The sequence below is a fragment of the Mesonia sediminis genome (assembly GCF_042684705.1).
Classification (GTDB): domain Bacteria; phylum Bacteroidota; class Bacteroidia; order Flavobacteriales; family Flavobacteriaceae; genus Mesonia; species Mesonia sediminis.
In genome coordinates, this window is sequence record NZ_JBHULZ010000023.1 from 151,039 (window position 1) to 171,231 (window position 20,193).

20 protein-coding genes are annotated in these 20,193 nt (G+C 35.8%); 11 read left to right on the top strand and 9 right to left on the bottom strand.

The window, feature by feature from the left end:
- Nucleotide 1: 1 nt before the first annotated feature.
- The gene (locus tag ACFSQ0_RS03935; protein WP_379044420.1) at nt 2–436 is read left to right on the top strand and encodes a thioredoxin family protein; all 435 of its coding nucleotides are present in this window, start codon (nt 2–4) and stop codon (nt 434–436) included.
- A 9-nt stretch (nt 437–445) separates the two neighbouring features.
- Here ACFSQ0_RS03935 and ACFSQ0_RS03940 read toward each other — a convergent pair whose 3' ends face one another.
- Entirely contained in the window at nt 446–1,561 is a 1,116-nt protein-coding gene (locus tag ACFSQ0_RS03940) for a DEAD/DEAH box helicase (RefSeq protein WP_379044422.1), read from the bottom strand.
- 177 nt (nt 1,562–1,738) lie between these two features.
- Here ACFSQ0_RS03940 and ACFSQ0_RS03945 point away from each other — a divergent pair, with 177 nt between their 5' ends.
- Together ACFSQ0_RS03945 and hpf are read left to right on the top strand one after the other, a co-directional pair.
- Nucleotides 1,739–2,167: an arsenate reductase family protein gene (locus ACFSQ0_RS03945; protein ID WP_379044425.1), complete on the top strand. Its 429-nt coding sequence runs from the start codon at nt 1,739–1,741 to the stop codon at nt 2,165–2,167.
- 94 nt (nt 2,168–2,261) lie between these two features.
- A complete protein-coding gene (gene hpf, locus ACFSQ0_RS03950) occupies nt 2,262–2,567 on the top strand; it encodes a ribosome hibernation-promoting factor, HPF/YfiA family (protein ID WP_379044428.1) in 306 nt (101 codons plus the stop codon).
- A gap of 67 nt (nt 2,568–2,634) precedes the next feature.
- On the opposite strand, the gene ACFSQ0_RS03955 is transcribed toward hpf, so the two are convergent.
- From ACFSQ0_RS03955 to ACFSQ0_RS03965, 3 genes are all read right to left on the bottom strand, one after another.
- Nucleotides 2,635–3,330, bottom strand: a complete 696-nt coding sequence (locus ACFSQ0_RS03955; RefSeq protein WP_379044431.1) for an OmpA family protein — start codon at nt 3,328–3,330, stop codon at nt 2,635–2,637.
- An 11-nt stretch (nt 3,331–3,341) separates the two neighbouring features.
- Nucleotides 3,342–3,827: a lipocalin family protein gene (locus ACFSQ0_RS03960; protein WP_379044434.1), complete on the bottom strand. Its 486-nt coding sequence runs from the start codon at nt 3,825–3,827 to the stop codon at nt 3,342–3,344.
- A gap of 94 nt (nt 3,828–3,921) precedes the next feature.
- Complete coding sequence (locus tag ACFSQ0_RS03965) at nt 3,922–5,901, bottom strand: alpha-ketoacid dehydrogenase subunit alpha/beta (protein WP_379044437.1); 1,980 nt, start codon at nt 5,899–5,901, stop codon at nt 3,922–3,924.
- 149 nt (nt 5,902–6,050) lie between these two features.
- Between ACFSQ0_RS03965 and ACFSQ0_RS03970 the strand changes: the two genes are divergently transcribed.
- From ACFSQ0_RS03970 to ACFSQ0_RS03990, 5 genes are all read left to right on the top strand, one after another.
- The gene (locus ACFSQ0_RS03970) at nt 6,051–7,010 is read left to right on the top strand and encodes an isopenicillin N synthase family dioxygenase (protein ID WP_379044440.1); all 960 of its coding nucleotides are present in this window, start codon (nt 6,051–6,053) and stop codon (nt 7,008–7,010) included.
- A gap of 2 nt (nt 7,011–7,012) precedes the next feature.
- Entirely contained in the window at nt 7,013–7,345 is a 333-nt protein-coding gene (locus ACFSQ0_RS03975) for a translation initiation factor (protein ID WP_379044443.1), read from the top strand.
- Between the two features lie 12 nt (nt 7,346–7,357).
- On the top strand, nt 7,358–8,239 hold the full coding sequence (locus ACFSQ0_RS03980; protein WP_379044446.1) for a nucleoside phosphorylase: 882 nt from the start codon (nt 7,358–7,360) through the stop codon (nt 8,237–8,239).
- A gap of 61 nt (nt 8,240–8,300) precedes the next feature.
- Nucleotides 8,301–10,355: a polyphosphate kinase 1 gene (ppk1, locus tag ACFSQ0_RS03985; RefSeq protein WP_379044449.1), complete on the top strand. Its 2,055-nt coding sequence runs from the start codon at nt 8,301–8,303 to the stop codon at nt 10,353–10,355.
- Complete coding sequence (locus tag ACFSQ0_RS03990; RefSeq protein ID WP_379044452.1) at nt 10,352–11,200, top strand: substrate-binding domain-containing protein; 849 nt, start codon at nt 10,352–10,354, stop codon at nt 11,198–11,200. Before ppk1 ends, ACFSQ0_RS03990 begins: the two co-directional genes overlap by 4 nt.
- Nucleotides 11,201–11,373: 173 nt before the next feature.
- Here the strand turns inward: ACFSQ0_RS03990 and ACFSQ0_RS03995 are convergent, their stop codons facing one another.
- Nucleotides 11,374–12,039 (bottom strand): uracil-DNA glycosylase, encoded by a 666-nt coding sequence (locus ACFSQ0_RS03995; protein ID WP_379044455.1) that lies wholly within the window; start codon nt 12,037–12,039, stop codon nt 11,374–11,376.
- Nucleotides 12,040–12,084: 45 nt separating this feature from the next.
- Here ACFSQ0_RS03995 and ACFSQ0_RS04000 point away from each other — a divergent pair, with 45 nt between their 5' ends.
- Both ACFSQ0_RS04000 and ACFSQ0_RS04005 read left to right on the top strand, forming a co-directional pair.
- A complete protein-coding gene (locus tag ACFSQ0_RS04000) occupies nt 12,085–14,268 on the top strand; it encodes an endonuclease MutS2 (protein ID WP_379044458.1) in 2,184 nt (727 codons plus the stop codon).
- Nucleotides 14,265–14,681 (top strand): thiol-disulfide oxidoreductase DCC family protein, encoded by a 417-nt coding sequence (locus ACFSQ0_RS04005; RefSeq protein ID WP_379044461.1) that lies wholly within the window; start codon nt 14,265–14,267, stop codon nt 14,679–14,681. The genes ACFSQ0_RS04000 and ACFSQ0_RS04005 overlap by 4 nt, the downstream gene beginning before the upstream one ends.
- Nucleotides 14,682–14,747: 66 nt before the next feature.
- Here ACFSQ0_RS04005 and ACFSQ0_RS04010 read toward each other — a convergent pair whose 3' ends face one another.
- From ACFSQ0_RS04010 to aroC, 4 genes are all read right to left on the bottom strand, one after another.
- Nucleotides 14,748–15,668 (bottom strand): hypothetical protein, encoded by a 921-nt coding sequence (locus tag ACFSQ0_RS04010; RefSeq protein WP_379044464.1) that lies wholly within the window; start codon nt 15,666–15,668, stop codon nt 14,748–14,750.
- A 1-nt stretch (nt 15,669) separates the two neighbouring features.
- On the bottom strand, nt 15,670–16,785 hold the full coding sequence (locus tag ACFSQ0_RS04015) for a lamin tail domain-containing protein (RefSeq protein ID WP_379044467.1): 1,116 nt from the start codon (nt 16,783–16,785) through the stop codon (nt 15,670–15,672).
- A gap of 70 nt (nt 16,786–16,855) precedes the next feature.
- Nucleotides 16,856–18,160, bottom strand: coding sequence for a dicarboxylate/amino acid:cation symporter (locus ACFSQ0_RS04020; RefSeq protein ID WP_379044470.1), 1,305 nt, complete (start codon nt 18,158–18,160; stop codon nt 16,856–16,858).
- 13 nt (nt 18,161–18,173) lie between these two features.
- Nucleotides 18,174–19,235 (bottom strand): chorismate synthase, encoded by a 1,062-nt coding sequence (gene aroC, locus ACFSQ0_RS04025; RefSeq protein ID WP_379044472.1) that lies wholly within the window; start codon nt 19,233–19,235, stop codon nt 18,174–18,176.
- A gap of 133 nt (nt 19,236–19,368) precedes the next feature.
- On the opposite strand from aroC, the gene ACFSQ0_RS04030 reads away from it, so the two are divergent.
- Nucleotides 19,369–20,184: a hypothetical protein gene (locus ACFSQ0_RS04030; protein WP_379044475.1), complete on the top strand. Its 816-nt coding sequence runs from the start codon at nt 19,369–19,371 to the stop codon at nt 20,182–20,184.
- Nucleotides 20,185–20,193 lie beyond the last annotated feature (9 nt).

Sequence of the window (20,193 nt, forward strand, 5' to 3'; positions counted from 1 at the left end):
AATGAATAATTTAGTTATGAATAAAGTATTGATTCTTATATTCTTCCTTTACGGATTTAAGGCAGATGATTCTAATTTAAAAACGGGAATCGATTTTTTTAAAGGAGATATAGAAGAAGCAATTGAGGTAGCGAAAATAGAAGATAAATTAATTTTTGTTGAATTTTATGCCTCTTGGTGTGGAGTTTGCAAAAAACTGAAAAAAGAAACTTTTAAGGACAAAGAGGTGGGTGATTTTTACAATCAACATTTTGTAAATTTAAAATACAATGCAGAAAAAGGAGAAGGTCGTTATTTGGCACAACAATTTAATGTTAGAGCCTATCCCACACTTATTTATCTAAATGAGAATGGAAAAATTCTAGGTAAATTTACCGGTTTCAAAGCTCCCTACCCTTTAATACAGCAGGCAAAGATTTTTACCTCTGCCCGCTAATCATAGGTTTTACTTTAATTTTTTAAAGCTAAAATTTAGCTTTTGTGCAATCTCCTTCATTTCTGGCATTTCGTGTGGTAATATCAAGGCTATCGAAAAACCTGTTTTGCCAGCTCGGGCGGTTCTTCCACTACGATGAGTATAGTACACCACTTGATCTGGTAATTGATAGTGTAATACAAAATCTAAATCTTTTACATCTATTCCACGTGCGGCAACATCTGTAGAAATTAAAAATTGAAGACTATCGTTTTTAAAAGCACGCATTACTTTTTCTCTTTCTTTTTGTTGCATATTGCCTTCTAGTGCAGCAATTGAAAAGCCCTCGTTTTGCAATAATTCATTGATTTGTTGCGCCTGTTTTTTCGTTCTGGTAAAAACAATACCTTTCTTATCTTTTTTGTAATCTAATAACTGAATAAGGACATCGTTCTTATTTTCGCGAGTAACGGGTACATATTGATGGGTAATGTTTTCATTAACCACAGATTTTTTAATTGTGCTTATCTGGGGTGCTTTAGGGCTTAAGTATTGTTTTACAATTTGCTGTATAGCTCCAGGCATTGTAGCCGAGAACAACCACTTTCGCCCTTGATTTTGAGTAGTTTTTAAAACAAAATCTAATTCATCTTTAAACCCGAGACTTAACATCTCATCCGCTTCATCTAAAACCAGAAGGTTTACGTTTTTCAAAGCTATTTTTTTGCGTTTTATTAAATCTACTAATCGACCTGGGGTGGCTACAACAATATGAGTTGGTCGGCTTAGATTTTTGATTTGAATATCAATTTTTTCACCGCCATAAACCGCTTCGACGAATATTTTAGGCTCATTGTATTTGGTAAATTTAAACAGTTGCTTTTTTATTTGCAGCACCAATTCTCTGGTAGGTGATAAAATTACAGCCTGTATCTGTTGGGAATATGAATCAATTTGTTGCAATAGAGGTATTCCGTAAGCAGCCGTTTTTCCGGTACCCGTTGGAGCCAATCCAACAAAGTCTGTGGGACCATCAAGTAAAACCGGGATACTGGCTTCTTGGATAGGTGAAGGCTCTTTAATATTGATTTCGGATAAAGCTTTTATAAAATTTTTATTTACTCCTAATTGCTTAAAATTTCCCATCTGTAATTTTTTGCAAAGGTATTTTAATTATTTGACAATTAGATGTTAATTCTTGGATATAAAGTTTTATTTATTGCGTTAAAAAATATATTATTTTTCTTAAAGCTATTATAAAGCATTAGGTAAATAAATTTAAAAATAGTTACTTTCTAATCTATTAACTTTAAAAATTAAACTATGGCATTATTAGCAAGAGATGACAGGCAAATGGTCTTGCTTTATCATCCAGATATTGAATTAGGAAAACAATGTTTTGCTACCGCACAGGCCGCAGATATAAAGGTGCTGAGCATTAACCTTAAAAAGGATAACATATCAGATACCGAATGGGTTGAAGTGAGTAAACTATTAAATAAGTCATTGGCAGAAATGATAAATCAAGAGCACCCTGTTTTTAAAGAAATCTATGGCGATTCTCAACCTAATTTAGATCAGCATGATGCAATTAAAATTTTGAATAAGCATCCTGAAACATTAGTGTATCCCGTAGCTATTCGTGGTAACCAAGCGCTACAGGCTACAAAAACCGCAGATATAACCAAACTCTTTAGTTCTGATTCAAAGGGATTTGAGAAAAAAGCGATAAAATCGAATGATAACCGATAGCAAATGCTGATAAAAATCAGTATTAATAGTAGTTAAAAAATAGGAAATTTCTGAGGTAAAACGTATCTTAGAGTAAATTTAAAAATATAGCAATATGGATATCAATTTCAATTATGTTCACGTTAAGGCGAGCGACAGATTAGAACAGGTTATAAAAGACAAATTAGAAAAATTAAAAACAAGATTCGATTTTATTGTTGGAGCCGAAGTATATTTCAAAACCGAAAACTCTACTACAAATGAAAAAGGAAGAATTTGCGAGATTAAGGTCAGCTTACCTGGACCATTAATTTTTGCATCGGCAAATGAAGAAAATTTTGAAATGGCCATTAGCGAATGTGTGAATGATGTAAAGAGACAATTGCAAAAGAAGAAAGAAAAAATGGCAACTCATCATTAAAGACATATAGTGATATAAAAAAAGTCTTCGCAAATTGCGAAGACTTTTTTTTGTTATTACCTCAAGATTATTCTGCTTGTTTCTTAGCTTCTTCTTTTAACTCCTCATTGGCAACAATTGCTATTTCTACCCGTCTGTTTTTAGCTCTCCCTTCTACAGTAGAATTATCATATTTTGGTTGCTCCTCGCCGTACCATTTTGTAGTAAAACGCGAAGATGATAAACCTTTAGAAGTTAAATAGTTGGTAACAGACATAGCTCTTTCCTTAGATAGACCCATATTGTATTCTGCTCTTCCAGTATTATCGGTATGTCCTTCAACCAAAATATTAGTGTTGGGATATTCTTTAAATATTTCGGTTAGCTTAGCTAATGTTTCTCTAGACTTCTCATTAATGTTACTCTTATTGGTAGCAAAATAAACACCGCTATTTTCATCAAAAGTTACACTTATCCCCTCTCCTACACGGGTAACTTCTGCTCCTGGCACTTGTTGCTCAATTTCTTGGGCTTGCTTATCCATTCTATTTCCGATATATGCACCGGCTGCGCCACCTACAACACCACCAATTATGGCTCCTAGTGCGGTATTATTTCCATCTCCTACGTTATTTCCGATTATCCCACCTATTACAGCTCCACCTGCAGCACCAGCGGCACCTCCTTTTTGTGTGTTATTTGCGTTTTGAATTGCGTCACATCCAGTAAAAATAAATGCAGTTGACAATAAAATAGCAAGCGATTGATTTCTATATTTTTTCATAATACGTTTTTTTAATAATTGTTTTTTATAAAATCCATGCGAATTACAAAAGGTTTGCCTTCAAAAGAAACCGTTTGCTCCCAAATCATATTACTTTCCGATAATTGCGTTAGACGAAGCTTAAATCCGGTTTTAACAAATCTTGCTTTTTGCCCATCCTTTAAAACCTTTAGTGTAAAATAGTATAGTCCTGTATTTTTATCGGTTTCTTCAACCGTCCATACTATTTCTCGAACCTCTTGTTCGCAATTAGCTCCTGATAAAATATACTGTCCCTGGTTGTTGTTTGATACAAAAGACCAATTTGAGCCTCTAAAGCAGTTGGTTTTAGCATCTTGAAAGAGTTTTACATCTACAAATCCAGAACTTCCAGGATAACTAATATCCGTTAAGGTCCAATCTCCTTTAAAGGTTCGTTCTGCTTGACGTTCTACCTTGGTTGTACCACAGGCTTGAAGAAGCAAAACAGAAAAAAGCAAAATTACAATTCTGTTCATATTAATATTTATTTGGTTCAATCCAAATATACCCTAAGCTGCTAATGGCTTCTAATAAATTAATATTTTTTAACTATAATTTGTTAAAATGCTATTAATAAGCAATTAGTTTTTCAAGCCTTTCTACTAATCTTTTTTTCGCTAAGAAATTCTCTTCTAATTCGCTCGCAAACGGGACAGGAGTGTCTAAACCTGAAACTCTAGCAATAGGCGCGTCTAAATATTCAAAGCAATTTTCTGTTATAGTTGCCGAAATATCTGATGCTATGCCTCCAAACTTAGTGTCTTCTTGTAAAATCAGAACTTTTCCTGTTTTCTTTACAGATTCAAAAATAGTATTCCAATCTAATGGTTGTAAACAACGTAAATCAATTAAATCCGCCGAAAGGCTCTTCATTTTATCCAAACATTCAATAGCCCAGTGAACACCAGCACCAAAGGTTATGATACTTACATCATCCCCATTTCTTAGAACCGTGGCTTCTCCTATGGGTAAGCTATAATAATCTGTCGGAACTTCTTGACGAATACTGCGATACAACGCCTTGTGTTCAAAAAACATTACCGGGTTAGGGTCTTCGATAGCCGCCGCCAGAAGGCCTTTGGCATCGTAAGGGAAGGCCGGATAAATAACTTTTAAACCTGGAGTTTTGGTGAACCAAGCTTCGTTGGTTTGGCTATGAAAAGGACCAGCACCAACACCAGCGCCGCAAGGCATACGTATAACAACATCTGCATTTTGTTGCCATCTATAATTAACCTTAGCCAAATAATTTACAATGGGATTGAATCCTGAACTTACAAAATCTGCAAATTGCATTTCAACTATACTCTTATAACCATTTATAGATAATCCCATTGCCGTACTTACAATTCCTGATTCACAAATAGGCGTATTGCGTACCCGATCTTTACCAAATAATTGTAAAAAGCCTTCGGTTATTTTAAAAACACCTCCATAATCGGCAATATCTTGCCCCATGATAATGCTGTTTTCATATTTTTGCATACTTTGTTTCAAACCTAGTGAAATGGCATCTACTAAGCGCATTTCTTCTTTAATATTGGTCTTGGGTGCTGTAATATTGGGATCGTGGGCTGCATAGACATCTGCTAACTCATTATCAATTGTTGATTGAATTGGCGCTTCTGCATTTGCAATTTCAAGATGCTGATTAATTTCGGCTTTAATAAGGTCTTCTTGATGTTCAATTTCTTGTTGTGTTAAAATACCAGTTTCTAATAAATAGGTTTTAAAGTTCTCGATGGGATCTTTCTTAGACCACGCATCCATTAAAGATTTTGGTACGTATTTGGTGCCACTAGCTTCTTCGTGACCGCGCATTCTAAAAGTCTTAAATTCTAATAATACTGGTCTGGGGTTTTTACGGATGCTTTCAGCTAAAGCTGAAACTTGCGTATAAACTTCAATAATATTGTTTCCATCAATAATATGAGATTCCATTCCGTAACCTATTCCGCGATCAGCTAAATCTTTACAATTATATTGTTCTGCAACAGGCGTAGATAGTCCGTAGCCATTATTTTCTATACAAAACAAAACTGGCAAACTCCAAACTGAGGCAATGTTTAATGCTTCGTGAAAATCACCCTCACTGGTGGCTCCTTCTCCAGTAAATACGGCTGTAACCTTCTGCTCTTTTCTTATTTTATGTGCTAGTGCAATACCATCGGCTACGCCTAATTGCGGCCCTAAATGAGAAATCATTCCAATAATTTTATACTCTTGCGTGCCAAAATGAAAACTGCGATCTCTCCCTTTGGTAAACCCACTAGCCTTACCTTGCCATTGTGCAAATAATCGTTTTAAAGGCACTTCTTTAGAAGTAAAGACGCCAAGATTTCTATGCATAGGTAAAATATATTCATCTTGCTTTAAACTTAGCGTAACGCCAACAGAGATAGCTTCTTGACCAATACCGCTAAACCATTTTGATATTTTGCCTTGTCTTAATAAAATAAGCATTTTTTCCTCTATCAGCCTTGGCTTTAGCATTTTAACATAAAGCTTTTTAAGCTCATCAGGAGTGAGATTATGATTTGAAAAATCCATATATTATTTCGTAAAATTCTTTTTAAAAAATCAATATCAAATTTATAAAGATATTTGAAAGTTGCTAGGTTTCTTCCAAATTAATTATCTCGCCTTTTTATCCTTATAATTTTAATATATTTGTGTATTCATTTTTAAATAGAATAATCATGGCATACACGAATATACCTAGCGTTAATTTGGCAGATTTCATCAGTGATGATCCTAAAAGGAAAGAAAAATTTGTTCAGGAAATAGGTAAAGCTTATGAAGAAATAGGCTTTGTTTCTTTAAGTAATCATTTTCTTAGCGATGATTTAGTAAAAGAACTTTACAAAGAAGTTAAAGCATTTTTTGATCTGCCTTTAGCGGTAAAACAGAAATATGAGATTGAAGGTTTAGGCGGCCAACGCGGGTATATATCTTTTGGAAAGGAGCATGCTAAAGGTAAAAAAGAAGGCGATTTAAAAGAGTTTTGGCATTTTGGGCAAGAGCCAACAGATCCTGACCAGTTAGAAGAAGAGTATCCTGAAAATGTAGAAGTGAAAGAATTACAAGATTTTAATAAAACCGGAATGGAAGCTTATAGAATGCTTGAAAAAACTGGCATTTATGTACTTAGAGCCTTGGCTTTATACATCGGGTTAGACGAGCATTATTTTGACCAATGGGTACAGGATGGAAATAGTATTTTAAGACCTATTCACTATCCGCCTATTACAAGTGAACCAAAGGGTGCAGTAAGAGCAGGTGCCCATGGTGATATTAACTTAATTACGCTGTTAATGGGTGCTTCTACAGGTGGCTTACAAGTTTTAAGAAAAGATGGAGAATGGATAGACGCAATACCTAAAGAGGATGAATTAGTGATAAATGTTGGTGATATGCTAGAACGCCATACCAATAACAAGTTGCGCTCAACTATTCACCGAGTTATTAATCCGCCTAAGGAAGAATGGGGCAAACCAAGATACTCAATTCCCTTTTTTATGCATCCTAAAAGTAGCATGAAGCTAAATTGCCTAGAGGAATGTGTGAATGAAGATAATCCTAAGCAGTACGAAGATATTACCGCTGGTGAGTTTTTACACCAACGCTTAGTTGAAATTGGTCTTATTGATAAAAAATAAATATGGATTTAGAAGATCAATTAAAAAAATTATTCCCCGATCATCAACCCGAGGAAAATGATGATGAGCCTACAGAAGAACCTGATGGTTTGTGGCTTCAAGAAGAGCCATTATTGTGTAAATATGAAAAAAGAAAAGGCAAACCTATTACCATTATCTCGGGGTATACTGGAGCACAAGAAGACTTTAAGCAATTAGCAAAAGAGCTAAAAACTCAACTGGGTGTAGGCGGCTCTTTTAAAAATGAGGAAATTATTATACAAGGTGATTACCGACCTCAAATCATGGAATCACTTAAACAAAGGGGGTTTAATGTAAAGCGCGTAGGCGGATAATAAAGAATTAAAATGGAAGCAATTAAAGAAAGTGAATTAATTTTAAATCCCGATGGTAGCGTTTATCACCTCAATTTACTACCCCATCAAATAGCCGATACCATAATAACGGTAGGTGATCCTAATCGGGTTAACCGAGTAGCAAAGCATTTTGATAACCTAGAGTACAGCGTTGATAAACGAGAGTTTCACACCAAAACAGGCACATACAAAGGAAAACGATTTACCGTTATATCTACTGGTATAGGTACAGATAATATAGATATAGTGCTCAATGAGCTCGATGCACTTGCCAATATTAATCTAGAAACGCGTACTCCTAAATCAGAACATAAACAATTGACTTTTGTGCGTATTGGCACTTCTGGATCCATACAAAAGAGTATACCGGTTGATTCATTTGTTGTTTCTCAAAAAGGCCTGGGATTTGATGGTTTGATTTTTTATTATGAAAGTGACAAGGCCATTAATCCTAGCTTTACGAAAGCCATTCAAAAGCATTTAAAAATTCACCCAGGTAAACCTAAACCCTATATTATTGATGGCGATGAGCAGGTTGTAAAGCTTTTAGCTGAAGGCCAAGGTATTAAATTGGGAATCACAGGGTCAAATGTAGGGTTTTATGGTCCGCAGGGTCGTGTGCTTCGCGCAAAATTGCAGGATCCTAGTTTTATAGATCAATTGGTCGAATTCAAGTGCGATAATGAAATAATCACCAATCTTGAAATGGAAACCAGTGCCATTTTTGGGCTAAGTAAAATATTAGGCCACAGAGCCGCAGCAATCAATGCAATAATAGCCAATAGGGCAACGGGTAATTTTAGTGAACAACCCAAAGAAAGTGTAGATAAGCTTATTTTATACACGCTTAACCAATTGGTAAAGCTTGATTGATTTAACAAACTATTAAAAATATCCCCTCCTTTTTATTAGTAGTTTTGAGCAAATTCAAAAAATGAAACAAAGCCACGACGAAAATTATAAACACAGGGACTTAGATTGGCTAAATTTTAATAAGCGCGTTTTGCAAGAAGCCCAAGACCGTGTGAATCCGTTATATGAACGCATTAAGTTTTTGGCGATTTTTTCCTCTAATTTAGATGAGTATTTTAGAGTTCGGGTTTCTCAGTTGCGCCAAATTAAAAAAGTTGAGAAAAGTTTACGAAAAAAATTGGTCTTTAAACCCAATAAAAAGGTAAAGCAAATTTTAACCGAGGTTAAAGCCATGCAAGCCGATTTTGGAAAAGTTTTTCACGATGAAATAATACCCGATTTGGCTCAAAATGGAATATTTCTATTAAATGAAAAAGATTATAATCCAAAACAAACTAATGAAGCAAAGCTACTGTTTCAAAACGTACTTAAACCTAAATTAGTTGCTCAAATTATTTCCTTTAACGAAGAAAAGCCTGTTTTCTTAGAAAACGACACCATATATTTCTTTGTAAATTTTAAGGGAGATAATAACGCAGGTCTTGTCAATATACCCTTTCCAGATTTCGGTAGGTTTTACGTTTTTAATGATAAAAGTAAAGGCTATTATATAACGTTTATCGATGATATTATAAGATTGAAGATGAATGAGGTATTCCCTGGAGAACAAATTGAAGGGATTTACGAAATAAAAATGTCGCGTGATGCTGAATTATACATTGAAGACAAATATGATGGTGAATTAGCCGAAAAAATATATGATTCTTTAGCTCAACGCACCAATGGGCAACCTACTCGCCTACTCTACGATGCCACCATTCCTCAAAAGCCCTTAAAAGCCTTACGCAAGCATCTTCAATTAGGTAAAGTAGACTTAATGCCTGGTGGCCGTTACCATAACTTTAGTGATTTTTTTGATTTTCCTATTCCTGAAAATAAGCTAAATTTAAAAAAAGAGAAATTAAAGCCTTTGAAACACAAAGCTTTTCTTAATCAAGAAGATTACTTTAAAGTGGTGCAAAACAAAGATGTTTTGGTTCATTTTCCTTATATGGATTTTACTGTAGTTGAAGAATTCTTAGAACAAGCCGCCCAAGACCAATCGGTTACCGATATTAAAATATCTCTTTACCGTGTTGCCGATGAATCTAAACTAACCAGCTCTTTGATTAAAGCAATTAAAAATGGCATAACGGTTACGGTTTTTATTGAAGCTAAAGCACGTTTTGACGAAGAAAACAATATCATTTGGGGGCGAAAATTTGAAAAATTAGGAGCCAAGGTGATTTATAGCTATCCTAAAATTAAAGTACATTCTAAGGTTTTTCTAATCAACCGAATTGAAAATGGTGAGAAATGCCGCTATGCCTACATAGGTACCGGTAATTTTAATAGCGAAACCAGTAAAATCTATTGTGATCATGGCATTTTTACTGCTCACGAAAAAGCCACAAAAGAATTGGATAGATTATTTAAAGTTCTTGAAGGAGAATTGATTATACCCCGGGCGAATCACCTACTCATATCTCCGTTCAACACGCGCAGAACCTTTACGCAATTAATATTGCAAGAAATTGATAACGCACGGGCGGGTAATGAAGCCAAAATAGAAGCTAAACTAAATTCACTTGAAGATCAAGAAATTATTAATTTACTCTATAGAGCGAGTCAAAGCGGTGTAAAGGTAAGGTTGCTGGTGCGCGGATTTACTTGTTTGCGTGCCGGAGTAAAAGGACTTAGTGAAAATATTTATATAACCAGTATTCTTGATAATTATTTAGAACACGGTAGAATTTATGTTTTTCATAATAATGGAAATCCTAAAATGTATATGGGAAGCGCAGATTGGATGGAACGTAACTTAGATAGACGGATCGAAGTACTTTTACCAATTATAGACGATTCTATTTTTAAAGAGCTACGGGAAATATTAAATTTACAATTTCAAGATAATCAAAAAGCACGTATTCAAGATTATTTGGAGGATAATAGGTATGTAACCCAAGCCCAAGGAGAGAAACCTATACGCTCTCAAGTTAAAATTTACTCCTATTTAAAAGAAAAACACAAAGCATGAAAGAAATAAAAATCGGTGGTGTGCCCGAGCATTTCAACTTTCCTTGGCATAAAGCAATGGAGCAGGGAAAATTTAAATCTAAAGACATTAAGGTGGTTTGGGAAGACTTTTATGGTGGTTCGGGCCAATTAATTGAATCCCTAGCCAATGATGACATAAATATTGCCATTATGCTTACCGAAAGTGCTATACAGGCTATAGAACAAAACTACCCCTTTCAAATTTTACAAAAATTTGTTGATACGCCACTAATGTGGGGAATTCACGTGGCTGAGAATTCTACTTTTACCAATGTAGACCAGTTGAGGGGTAAAAAAGCTGCCATAAGCCGACGTGGTTCGGGTAGTCATCTCATGGCTTTTGTGCATGCCAAACAACAAAATTGGGATTTAGAAAAGTTAACGTTCGAAAACGTAAAGAACTTAAACGGAGCCTTAAAAGCCCTACCCCAAGATCAAGCCCAGTATTTTTTATGGGAACATTTTACAACTAAGCCTTTTGTAGATCAAAAAATTTTTAGACGCCTGGGAGACATCCCAACGCCTTGGCCATGTTTTGTATTGGTAGCAAAAGAAGCATTCATACAAAATAATAAAGACTTACTTGAAAGTCTTCTAAATGTGATTAATCAACTATCAGCCGATTTGAAAGAACAAACCGATTTAGTCGATGAAATTGCCGAAAAATATAAACTCGATAAAACGGATGTTGAAAAATGGCTTAATCAAACGGAGTGGAGTCAAAATAAATTAAGTGAGGCTGAATTAGAGGAAATTCAAAAAGAGTTATTAGCCTTAGGTTTAATAAATTCAAGTTCAAAACATCAAGATATTTGTGTAGTTTAAAAATTAACGCAACCTTTGCGCCTTTTTTGCATCTAGTGAGTAAAGGCCAGAGATTATGATCGTTTTTTTAATTGTTTTAGCAGTATTGTTGTTTTTAAATTTGATTTTATTTCTTTTCAGCAGAAATAAATTGGAGAAGCAGCCAGACGCCGAAAAGTATGGTGTTGAATAATCTACCATTGTATAGGATTTCCTCCTTTACGGATTAAAATTTCGTTAGCTTTACTAAAATGCTTGTTTCCAAACCAATAGCCTCTATTGGCACTTAAAGGAGAAGGATGCCCGCTAAGGAGTACATGGTGTTTTTCAACATCTATTAATTTTTTCTTTTTCTGAGCAAATCCGCCCCAGAGCATAAAAATTACACCACTTTTTTCTTTAGAAATAGCTTGTATACAAGCATCTGTAAATTGCTCCCACCCCATTTTTAAGTGGCTACCGGGTTTTTTCTCTTCTACGCTTAAACTTGCGTTTAACAAAAGTACACCTTGCTGCGCCCACGCACTTAAATCGGTTGTAATATGAGGTTTTGCTTGTATATCCTCCTCAATTTCTTTAATTATGTTTCGCAAACTAGGAGGTGCCTTTATACCATTGGGTACAGAAAAAGCTAATCCATCGGCTTGGCCAGGTCCGTGATAAGGATCTTGCCCTAAAATAACTACCCTAGTTTCATTAAAATCGCACAAATCAAATGCTCTAAAAATAGATTCTTGAGCAGGGTAACAAGTTTTGTTGTGATAAACATCATTTAAAAATGAAGTTAAATCCGTAAAGTAATCTTTTGTAAATTCTTTTTCCAATACCTTTGTCCATCGCTCACTTAAAGTAAATTCCATCAATAATTTATTTAAATTTGTACCGACTACGAATGTAGAAAAACTATGATTAAGATTTCAGAAAAAACACTAACAGATTTAGAGTTTAATCAAATTGGCAAACAACTTGCCGAGGCTTGTATTACCAGTAATGGTAAAGATCTAGCTTTAAATTTAAAACCCTACCCTAGCGTTGAAGCTAGTAAGCAGTCGCTATTTCAAACCCAAGAATACAAATCTTCGGCTTTTGAAGAGAAACCCGTTCCTAATCACGGCTTTGATGCGGTAGACAAAGAAATTAAGCTATTGAAGCTAGAAAATAGTGTTTTGGAATTGCTGGGTTTTCGAAAGATTTTTTCTTTGGCACAAACCACAAATATTCAGCTTAGGTATTTCCACAAATATCAAGAACTTTACCCTAATTTGTACCAGCGCAGTCAGGAGGTTTATTATACTACTCAAATTGAGCAAGACATATCGGCTATTGTTGATGAATACGGAGAAGTACGCAGTGAGGCTTCTGCCCTGCTACAACAAGTTAGACGCTCTATTCAAGCCGTTCAAGACCAATTAAACAGTAGTTTTAATTCTGCACTAGGACATTATAATTCTTTGGGCTTTTTAGCCGATATTAAAGAAAGTGTAGTCGATAACATTCGGGTTTTAGCGGTAACGGCTATGCATAGAAAAAAAGTGAAAGGCGCTGTGCTAGGGAGCTCTAAAACGGGAAGTATCATATATATTCAGCCCGAACGCACTTTGAATCTTGAACGGGAATTAGGCAATTTAGTGTTTGAAGAAAAAGAAGAAATCAGACGCATCTTAAAAACATTGACCAATACCATAAGGCCGCATGTAAAGCTGTTAAAAGCCTATCAGGATTTTTTAAGTTTTATAGATTTAACTGCGGCAAAGGTAAAATATGCCAAGCGCATGAACGGCGTTTTACCTATTCTATCTGAAGATCAAGAATTAGATTTAAAGGAGGCGTATCATCCGTTACTATTACTTAGCAATCAAGCTAAGGGAGCCAAAACCTATCCGCAAAGTATTCAATTAAATGAACAAAATCATATCGTAGTAATCTCTGGACCCAATGCGGGCGGTAAAAGTATTAGCTTAAAAACCGTTGGCCTTTTACAGTTGATGTTACAGGCTGGTATGTTGGTTCCTGTTCACGAATATTCACGAATGTGCTTTTTTAATAAAGTTTTAACCGATATTGGCGACAATCAAAGTATTGAAAACCACTTGAGCACTTACTCGTATCGACTAAAAAATATGCGGTATTTTTTAAAACAATGCGATGCGCATACCTTGTTTCTTATCGATGAATTTGGAACGGGAAGTGATCCTGAATTGGGTGGTGCATTAGCCGAAACCTTTTTAGAGGTTTTTTATGAGAAAAAGTCATACGGTATTATCACAACGCATTATGCCAATTTAAAACGAATGGCCCAAGAAACGCCAGGGATTAGCAATGCCAATATGCTTTTTGATGCAAAAACTTTAGAACCTCGGTTTAAATTGCATTTGGGTGAAGCAGGAAGTTCTTTTACTTTTGAAGTAGCACAAAAAAATGGTATCCCTTTTAGTTTAATCAACCGCTCTAAAAAGAAGGTTGAACGTGGTAAATTGCGTTTTGATAAAAGCATCGCTAAATTGCAACAAGAACGCTCAAAATTGGTTAAAACTACCACCTCACTTAAAGAAAAAGAACTTGTAGCGCAAAAGGAAAAACAAAAACTAGACGAGACCAACAAGCGGATTCAAGAAAAGTTAGAGGGTTTTCAAGAGCTATATGATGGTAACCAAAAGTTGATTTATTTAGGTCAAAAATTTGAGGACTTAGCCAAAGGATTCTTTGAAAACAAGAAGAAAAAAGAAATGGTAGCAGAATTTCTTAAACTAGTGGCTATAGAAAATTCTAAGCGCAAAAAAGCCAATAAAAAGGAAAAGCAAAAACAGGCTGCAGCTAAAAAGAAATTGGCACAAGAAGCGCAGCAAAAAATAGAGAAAATAAGACAGAAGAAAAAAGAAGAAAAAAAGAAAGAAGAGAAAAAAGCAAAAGAGAATACGGTAAAGCAATTGGCATCTTTTGGTATTAATGATCGGGTGCGTTTAGAAGGTAGTCGCTCTATTGGAACAATAGACCGTATCGAAAAAGGAAAAGCATTGGTAAATTACGGAATGTTTACCACCGAAACTCCTCTAAAACAATTAGAGTTAGTTCAAAAAGCAAAAAAATGAGAAAGGAATTACCAGTAAATAAAAAAATTATTTTGTTTGATGGCGTTTGTAATCTTTGCAACACTAGTGTAGATTTTATTATAAAGCGAGATACCAAAGACGTTTTTCGGTTTGCTTCTCTACAAAGCGATTTCGGAATGCAATTGCTCGCTGAGCGCGGAATAGATACGCAAAAAATTGATTCTATCGTATATATTGATCCAGGAAATACTTATGAAATAAAATCTGATGCCGCCTTAGCAATAGCAGCCGAATTAAAGGGTTGGCCGAAAGTAATAAGTTATTTTAAATTTCTGCCTTCAGGTTTTAGAAATATGATTTATGATATTGTAGCTAAAAACCGATACCGTTGGTTCGGAAAAAAAAATACCTGCAGATTGCCCACTGAAAATGAAGCCGCTAAATTTTTATAAGTAGTTTAAATAAGTTAAAAAAAATCGGCAGGTATTCGCACAGCCGATTTTTATATTTAAGTAAAGTTAATTTCCACAAGTAACGCTCACATTATCTATAGAAATTAATTCATCATCCTCATTGTTCTGCACCCGTACCCTAATAATTAAACTACTCCCTACTAAATTACTCACGCTAAGCGTTGTTGGAGCTATATTACCAATAAAAGTATGATTGGCGTTACCTTGCCCGTTATAATTAGGCACCTCAATAAAGGTTTGACCACCATTTAAAGAATATTCTACATCAACATAATCGTTGCCTCCTGTACAATTAAAATCATCGGTGTGGTTGGTATCATCATATTCTAGAGTGCTGGCTGAACTAATGTCTATACTAAAACTTACATTAGCATAGCCCACAATATCAATTGCAGGTATGGTGGTATAGCGCAATGGCCCCCCAGTATCTCTAAAAGATAAGTATTTATCGCTAGAAGTATCAACAACCTTAGCATAATCATCGGCATTAACTAGCGTTCCAGGATAGCTCGCTGTACTAGTACCAGCTGTAAAACTAGTTAACTCAAAATTAATAGTAGGATAATCACCACTGGCAGGGTCTGTACCAGTTATTCCAGTATTTAAAGTATAAGCTTGAAAATTTTCTGAAAACAAAGGTGTACCACCGCAAGTTTTGGTAAAGCATTGAATGTTATTCCACTCTCCTATTTTGGCATCATAAATTTGCCAGCAGAAGGTGTTGCTAATTTCATCGTGTACATACACCATTAAACCATCGTCACGCATAGTTTCAGCATCGACTCTAATATTATTTCTTTGAGTTAGGGTGACTACGGGTAACTTTAAACCGCCAAATGCCCCAGTGCTGTATTCTGCTTCTATATGCAGGGTACTAGCCGTAGAAGGATTATCGGTATTAAAACCTACTTGAGCCGTGGCAATATGGCACAATAAAAATATAAATATGTAATAAAAATTTTTCATATTAATAAGTGTGTGAACCTATACCTGATGCATCGTCTATAGAATAGCTATCAAAGTCATTACTGTCATAAGTCGTACTTGGACCAAAACCAGGTTTTCTTCGTAAAGTAACGTTCTGAGCAAAATTTGGATTAGGATTAGGGTCGTTTATTAATGAATCTGGACCTATAATATCAATTAAGGTATCCGTGCCTCCTGAGGAATAATACAATAAAACCGAATCATCACCATTAAAATCAAGATTACCTCGTTGATCGTCAACCTCTCCAGTTGCTAAAGTATTGTTTAAATTGGCAATAACAAAAACATCACCATCTATTATCGTGTTAGATGTTAGAGAAATTTTGCTATCGAGGGTACCATTATCTCTAAATATTCTAAGGTGATAATCACTTAAATCTACATCTTGCCCAGTGAAATTAGCAATTTCTATGATTTTATTATTGCTACTTCCTTCTACATATTCAGAAATAAACAAATCGCTGGCTACGCCGCCTTGGTTTTTAATAGGGCCACGTAATGGGGAATCTACAGGGCTACCAATAAGTTCTCCTGTTGAGGCAACAGGGGTTACGCGTACAAAGATAAATTTACCTACATCTGCCGTTTGCAGGGTGTAGTCGTTAGCGTTTACCCCTAAAGATGTTGTATTGGTTCCTTGAGCATCATCGGCAATAAACCATTCAAAAGTGGTAGTTCCCTCTGCATCATTTTCAATATCACTATAAGTATAATTCGCCGTTAACTTTTGGGTGTCTTCAATTATACCTGAGATAAACACATTGCTCGCGGTGGGAGCATAGTTGGTTGGCATACAATAAACGTTTGCCCAACTGCCGTTAAATCCATCATAGATTTGTAAACAACGTTCATTTGTATTATTATCTACATAGTAAATAATCATTCCATCATCAGTAGGGCCGATTTTGTTTGAGATGTCATCACGCCCGCTTTTATCTACGGTAGGAATCAACAAGCCGCCATAATTTTTATTATTGTAACTGCTTTTTATTTCAAGTGCAGCCGCCGGGCTTGGACTATCGGTATTAATTCCTATTTGTGCAAAACTTGCCAAAGCCAGCAGATTGCACAAAATAAAGGGTAGTATTTTTTTCATAAATCCTGAATTACAGCTGTAAAGATATAAATTTTATTAATTAATAAACAAAATGCCTCTTGCTAAGCGGTTATTTCTTATAATGGTCATCCCAATTTTTTACAAAGGGACGGTCTTTTAATTTTCCTACTGCTTTGGCTACTAGCATAGAAACCGAAGCATCTCCAGTCACATTTACCGTTGTTCTGCACATGTCTAAGGGTCGATCTACCGCAAAAATAAGCGCTAAGCCAGCTTCTGGAATACCCGCTTGAGCCAATACAATCACCAGCATAACCATACCAGCACCCGGTACCGCAGCCGAGCCAATTGATGCCAAAGTAGCGGTAGCAATTATGCCTAATTGGGCACCCAAACTTAAATCCATACCAAAAGCTTGTGCAATAAAAACAGCCGCAACGGCTTGGTATAAGCTAGTACCATCCATATTAATGGTAGCTCCTATAGGCAAAACAAAACTACTCACCTCTTTTTCAACTCCTAAGTGCTCTTCTACCCTCTCCATAGTTACCGGTAAGGTTGCCGCGCTAGAACTGGTTGAAAATGCCAATAATTGTGCAGGTGAGATGCCATCTACAAAAAACTTAGGCGAGCGTTTGGTGAATAACCAAACAATGAGGATATAAAAACAGATCATAAGCAATAAACCTAAAATTACCGTGAGCGTATACATACCCAATGCAGCAAATAAATCGGTACTAGGTGACTCGACTACCAAGGCTGCTAATAGCGCAAAAACTCCATAGGGAGCAAAAAGCATAATAATATCTATCATTTTAAGAATCACCTCATTAAATCCGTCAAAGAAATCTTTCACGGGTTGCGCTTGTTTTTCAGGAATTAAAATGAGTCCGATACCAAAAAAGATGGCAAAGAAAATAACCTGCAGCATATTTTCATTCTTCCCGGCTGCACCTACGATGTTAGAGGGTACAATATCTTCAAGAGCTTGCAACGGACCCGCTTCTTTTTGTTTTTGTGCGTCTTTACGTTTTAATTCGGCATCGCCATCATAATTGGCAATCAATTCTTCTCGCGTTTCTTCGGTGATGCTATGACCGGGCTTAATTAAATTCACTGCACCCAAACCTATACTTACCGCTATAACCGTGGTTAACACATAGGTTAAAATAGTACGCAAGCCCATTTGGGAGAGTTTTGATATATCTTTCAAATCTGATACTCCTTTAATCAGAGAAGCTAATATTAAGGGTACCGCAATTAGTTTCAAAGCATTGATAAAAATGTTTCCAAAAGGTTTTATCCAATCCTGTATAAAAGTGGGTCCCCAACTAAAATTACTAAGTACTAAGGCAAAAAGCACACCGGCTACCATACCGATAATAATTTGCCAATGCAGTGCAAGTTTTTTCATTAAATATCAATTATTATTTAGTAAATCTTTTTTGTAACAAATCAAAATCGGCAACGACCAATGCTGCCATCGCTTCAACTATAGGAACTGCCCGTGGAACCACACAAGGGTCGTGTCTACCTTTGCCTTGCATAACCACCGCTTTTTGGTTGGTGTCAACCGTGTTTTGTTTTTGCATAAGTGTGGCAACAGGTTTAAAAGCAACCCTAAAGTGAATGGGCATACCGTTGCTAATGCCACCTTGTACGCCGCCACTATAATTGGTTTGGGTACTTAAGTCGGTATTAAAAAGATCGTTGTGCTCTGAACCGCGCATAGTAGCCGCTGCAAAACCGCTTCCTATTTCAAAGCCTTTTACCGCATTGATTGATAGCATTGCTTTTCCCAGTTGAGCGTGCAGTTTATCAAAAACCGGTTCGCCTAACCCGGCCGGAAGTCCCTTAATTTCACAAGCCACAACACCCCCAATAGTATCTCCCTCTTTACGTATTTTTTTAATTAGACGCTCCATCTCCATTGCTTTTTGAGCGTGAGGCACCCTTACCGGATTTTTTTCACGTTCCTCCCTATTTAGGCCTTCGTTTGCATCCAATTGAATGGATCCTACCTGAGTGGTATAGGCAAAAAATGAGATGTTTTTTAAATACAACTTGGCGATAGCACCCCCTACCACACGACAAGCCGTTTCTCTGGCACTTGAGCGGCCTCCACCGCGATAATCGCGAATGCCATATTTTTTATCGTAGGTAAAATCAGCGTGACTGGGACGATAAACCGACTTTATATGATCGTAATCTTTTGACTTCTGGTTGGTGTTGTAAATGACAAAACCGATAGGCGTACCAGTGGTTTTGCCCTCAAAAATACCCGAATAAAAATGTACTTTATCTTGTTCTTTGCGCTGGGTGGTTATGGCAGATTGACCAGGTTTGCGTCGGGCAAGTTCGTCTGCAATAAAATTTTCATCTATACTAACACCAGCAGGGCAACCCTCTAGAATACCGCCAAGCGCCTCTCCGTGAGATTCGCCAAAAGTGGTCAATTTAAACAAGTTGCCAAAAGTATTTCCTGCCATAGTCAATTTTTACAAATGTAATTTTTTAATGCCAAAATTCAAACCTAAAATAATCTCATTCATTAAGAAGTGTTTACTACTAGGTGTTTATCGGTAAATTTTAATTAAATTTGTACTTATAAAATATAAAACGATGCGATTAAAATTTGTTTTGATTGGTTTTTTAGGCCTAGCTTTAGCCGGTTGTTCTTCAGACGAGGATAACGTAAACGATGTAAATTCTGGAAACTATTTTCCTTTATCCAATAATTATGTTTGGGAGTATGAAAATAAGGATACCGACGAAATTGCAGGCCTTGCCGAGAATAAAATTATAGAAGAATTAACCGCTAATGCCTTAGGAGATAACCGTTTTGGCTTTACTTCTAGTTTAGAAGGCGATATCAATCAAGGTGTAGCCACTGGTATTTTAAGTCGAGGTACCTTAACAAAATCAAACGGGCAATTGATTTATAATGGTAATTTTTCTTTTAACCCTGACGGATTAGACGCTGGTACTGATTTAAACATACCCATACAAAACCTAATTATTTACGATAAAAACAAGTCTACAGGAGGCGTTTTATCAAGCGTTAAACAACAACTTGACCAAACTATTGTACTTGAAGGCTCTTCTGTACCGGTTACAATTGATGTAGAATTAAAAACCATTCAAAATGCTTTTATCGACCAATTTAATGCCGGCGATATTACGTATGAGGATATCTTAAAGACATCTTTGGTGTTAGAATTGAAAATTGATGCCAATTTATTTATTCCCTTAAATATCTTACCCCAACAAGAGGTATTTACCCAAGTGAATTTCTTTGCAGAAGACATTGGTCTTATTTTTAGCGAAAGCGATTTAAATTATAATTTTAGTGATGCTTTAGGACAAATAGCGCCTAATTTTCCTACTAGCGGATCACAAAGTTCTTCTCAAACTATAGTGAACTATTACTTTAAGTAAAAACAAGTA

Bases quoted from the DNA above. Each gene is read 5' to 3' on its own strand.
- ACFSQ0_RS03935 (WP_379044420.1), top strand. From the start codon at position 2: ATGAATAATTTAGTTATGAATAAAGTATTGATTCTTATATTCTTCCTT.
- ACFSQ0_RS03940 (WP_379044422.1), bottom strand. From the start codon at position 1,561: ATGGGAAATTTTAAGCAATTAGGAGTAAATAAAAATTTTATAAAAGCT.
- ACFSQ0_RS03945 (WP_379044425.1), top strand. From the start codon at position 1,739: ATGGCATTATTAGCAAGAGATGACAGGCAAATGGTCTTGCTTTATCAT.
- hpf (WP_379044428.1), top strand. From the start codon at position 2,262: ATGGATATCAATTTCAATTATGTTCACGTTAAGGCGAGCGACAGATTA.
- ACFSQ0_RS03955 (WP_379044431.1), bottom strand. From the start codon at position 3,330: ATGAAAAAATATAGAAATCAATCGCTTGCTATTTTATTGTCAACTGCA.
- ACFSQ0_RS03960 (WP_379044434.1), bottom strand. From the start codon at position 3,827: ATGAACAGAATTGTAATTTTGCTTTTTTCTGTTTTGCTTCTTCAAGCC.
- ACFSQ0_RS03965 (WP_379044437.1), bottom strand. From the start codon at position 5,901: ATGGATTTTTCAAATCATAATCTCACTCCTGATGAGCTTAAAAAGCTT.
- ACFSQ0_RS03970 (WP_379044440.1), top strand. From the start codon at position 6,051: ATGGCATACACGAATATACCTAGCGTTAATTTGGCAGATTTCATCAGT.
- ACFSQ0_RS03975 (WP_379044443.1), top strand. From the start codon at position 7,013: ATGGATTTAGAAGATCAATTAAAAAAATTATTCCCCGATCATCAACCC.
- ACFSQ0_RS03980 (WP_379044446.1), top strand. From the start codon at position 7,358: ATGGAAGCAATTAAAGAAAGTGAATTAATTTTAAATCCCGATGGTAGC.
- ppk1 (WP_379044449.1), top strand. From the start codon at position 8,301: ATGAAACAAAGCCACGACGAAAATTATAAACACAGGGACTTAGATTGG.
- ACFSQ0_RS03990 (WP_379044452.1), top strand. From the start codon at position 10,352: ATGAAAGAAATAAAAATCGGTGGTGTGCCCGAGCATTTCAACTTTCCT.
- ACFSQ0_RS03995 (WP_379044455.1), bottom strand. From the start codon at position 12,039: ATGGAATTTACTTTAAGTGAGCGATGGACAAAGGTATTGGAAAAAGAA.
- ACFSQ0_RS04000 (WP_379044458.1), top strand. From the start codon at position 12,085: ATGATTAAGATTTCAGAAAAAACACTAACAGATTTAGAGTTTAATCAA.
- ACFSQ0_RS04005 (WP_379044461.1), top strand. From the start codon at position 14,265: ATGAGAAAGGAATTACCAGTAAATAAAAAAATTATTTTGTTTGATGGC.
- ACFSQ0_RS04010 (WP_379044464.1), bottom strand. From the start codon at position 15,668: ATGAAAAATTTTTATTACATATTTATATTTTTATTGTGCCATATTGCC.
- ACFSQ0_RS04015 (WP_379044467.1), bottom strand. From the start codon at position 16,785: ATGAAAAAAATACTACCCTTTATTTTGTGCAATCTGCTGGCTTTGGCA.
- ACFSQ0_RS04020 (WP_379044470.1), bottom strand. From the start codon at position 18,160: ATGAAAAAACTTGCACTGCATTGGCAAATTATTATCGGTATGGTAGCC.
- aroC (WP_379044472.1), bottom strand. From the start codon at position 19,235: ATGGCAGGAAATACTTTTGGCAACTTGTTTAAATTGACCACTTTTGGC.
- ACFSQ0_RS04030 (WP_379044475.1), top strand. From the start codon at position 19,369: ATGCGATTAAAATTTGTTTTGATTGGTTTTTTAGGCCTAGCTTTAGCC.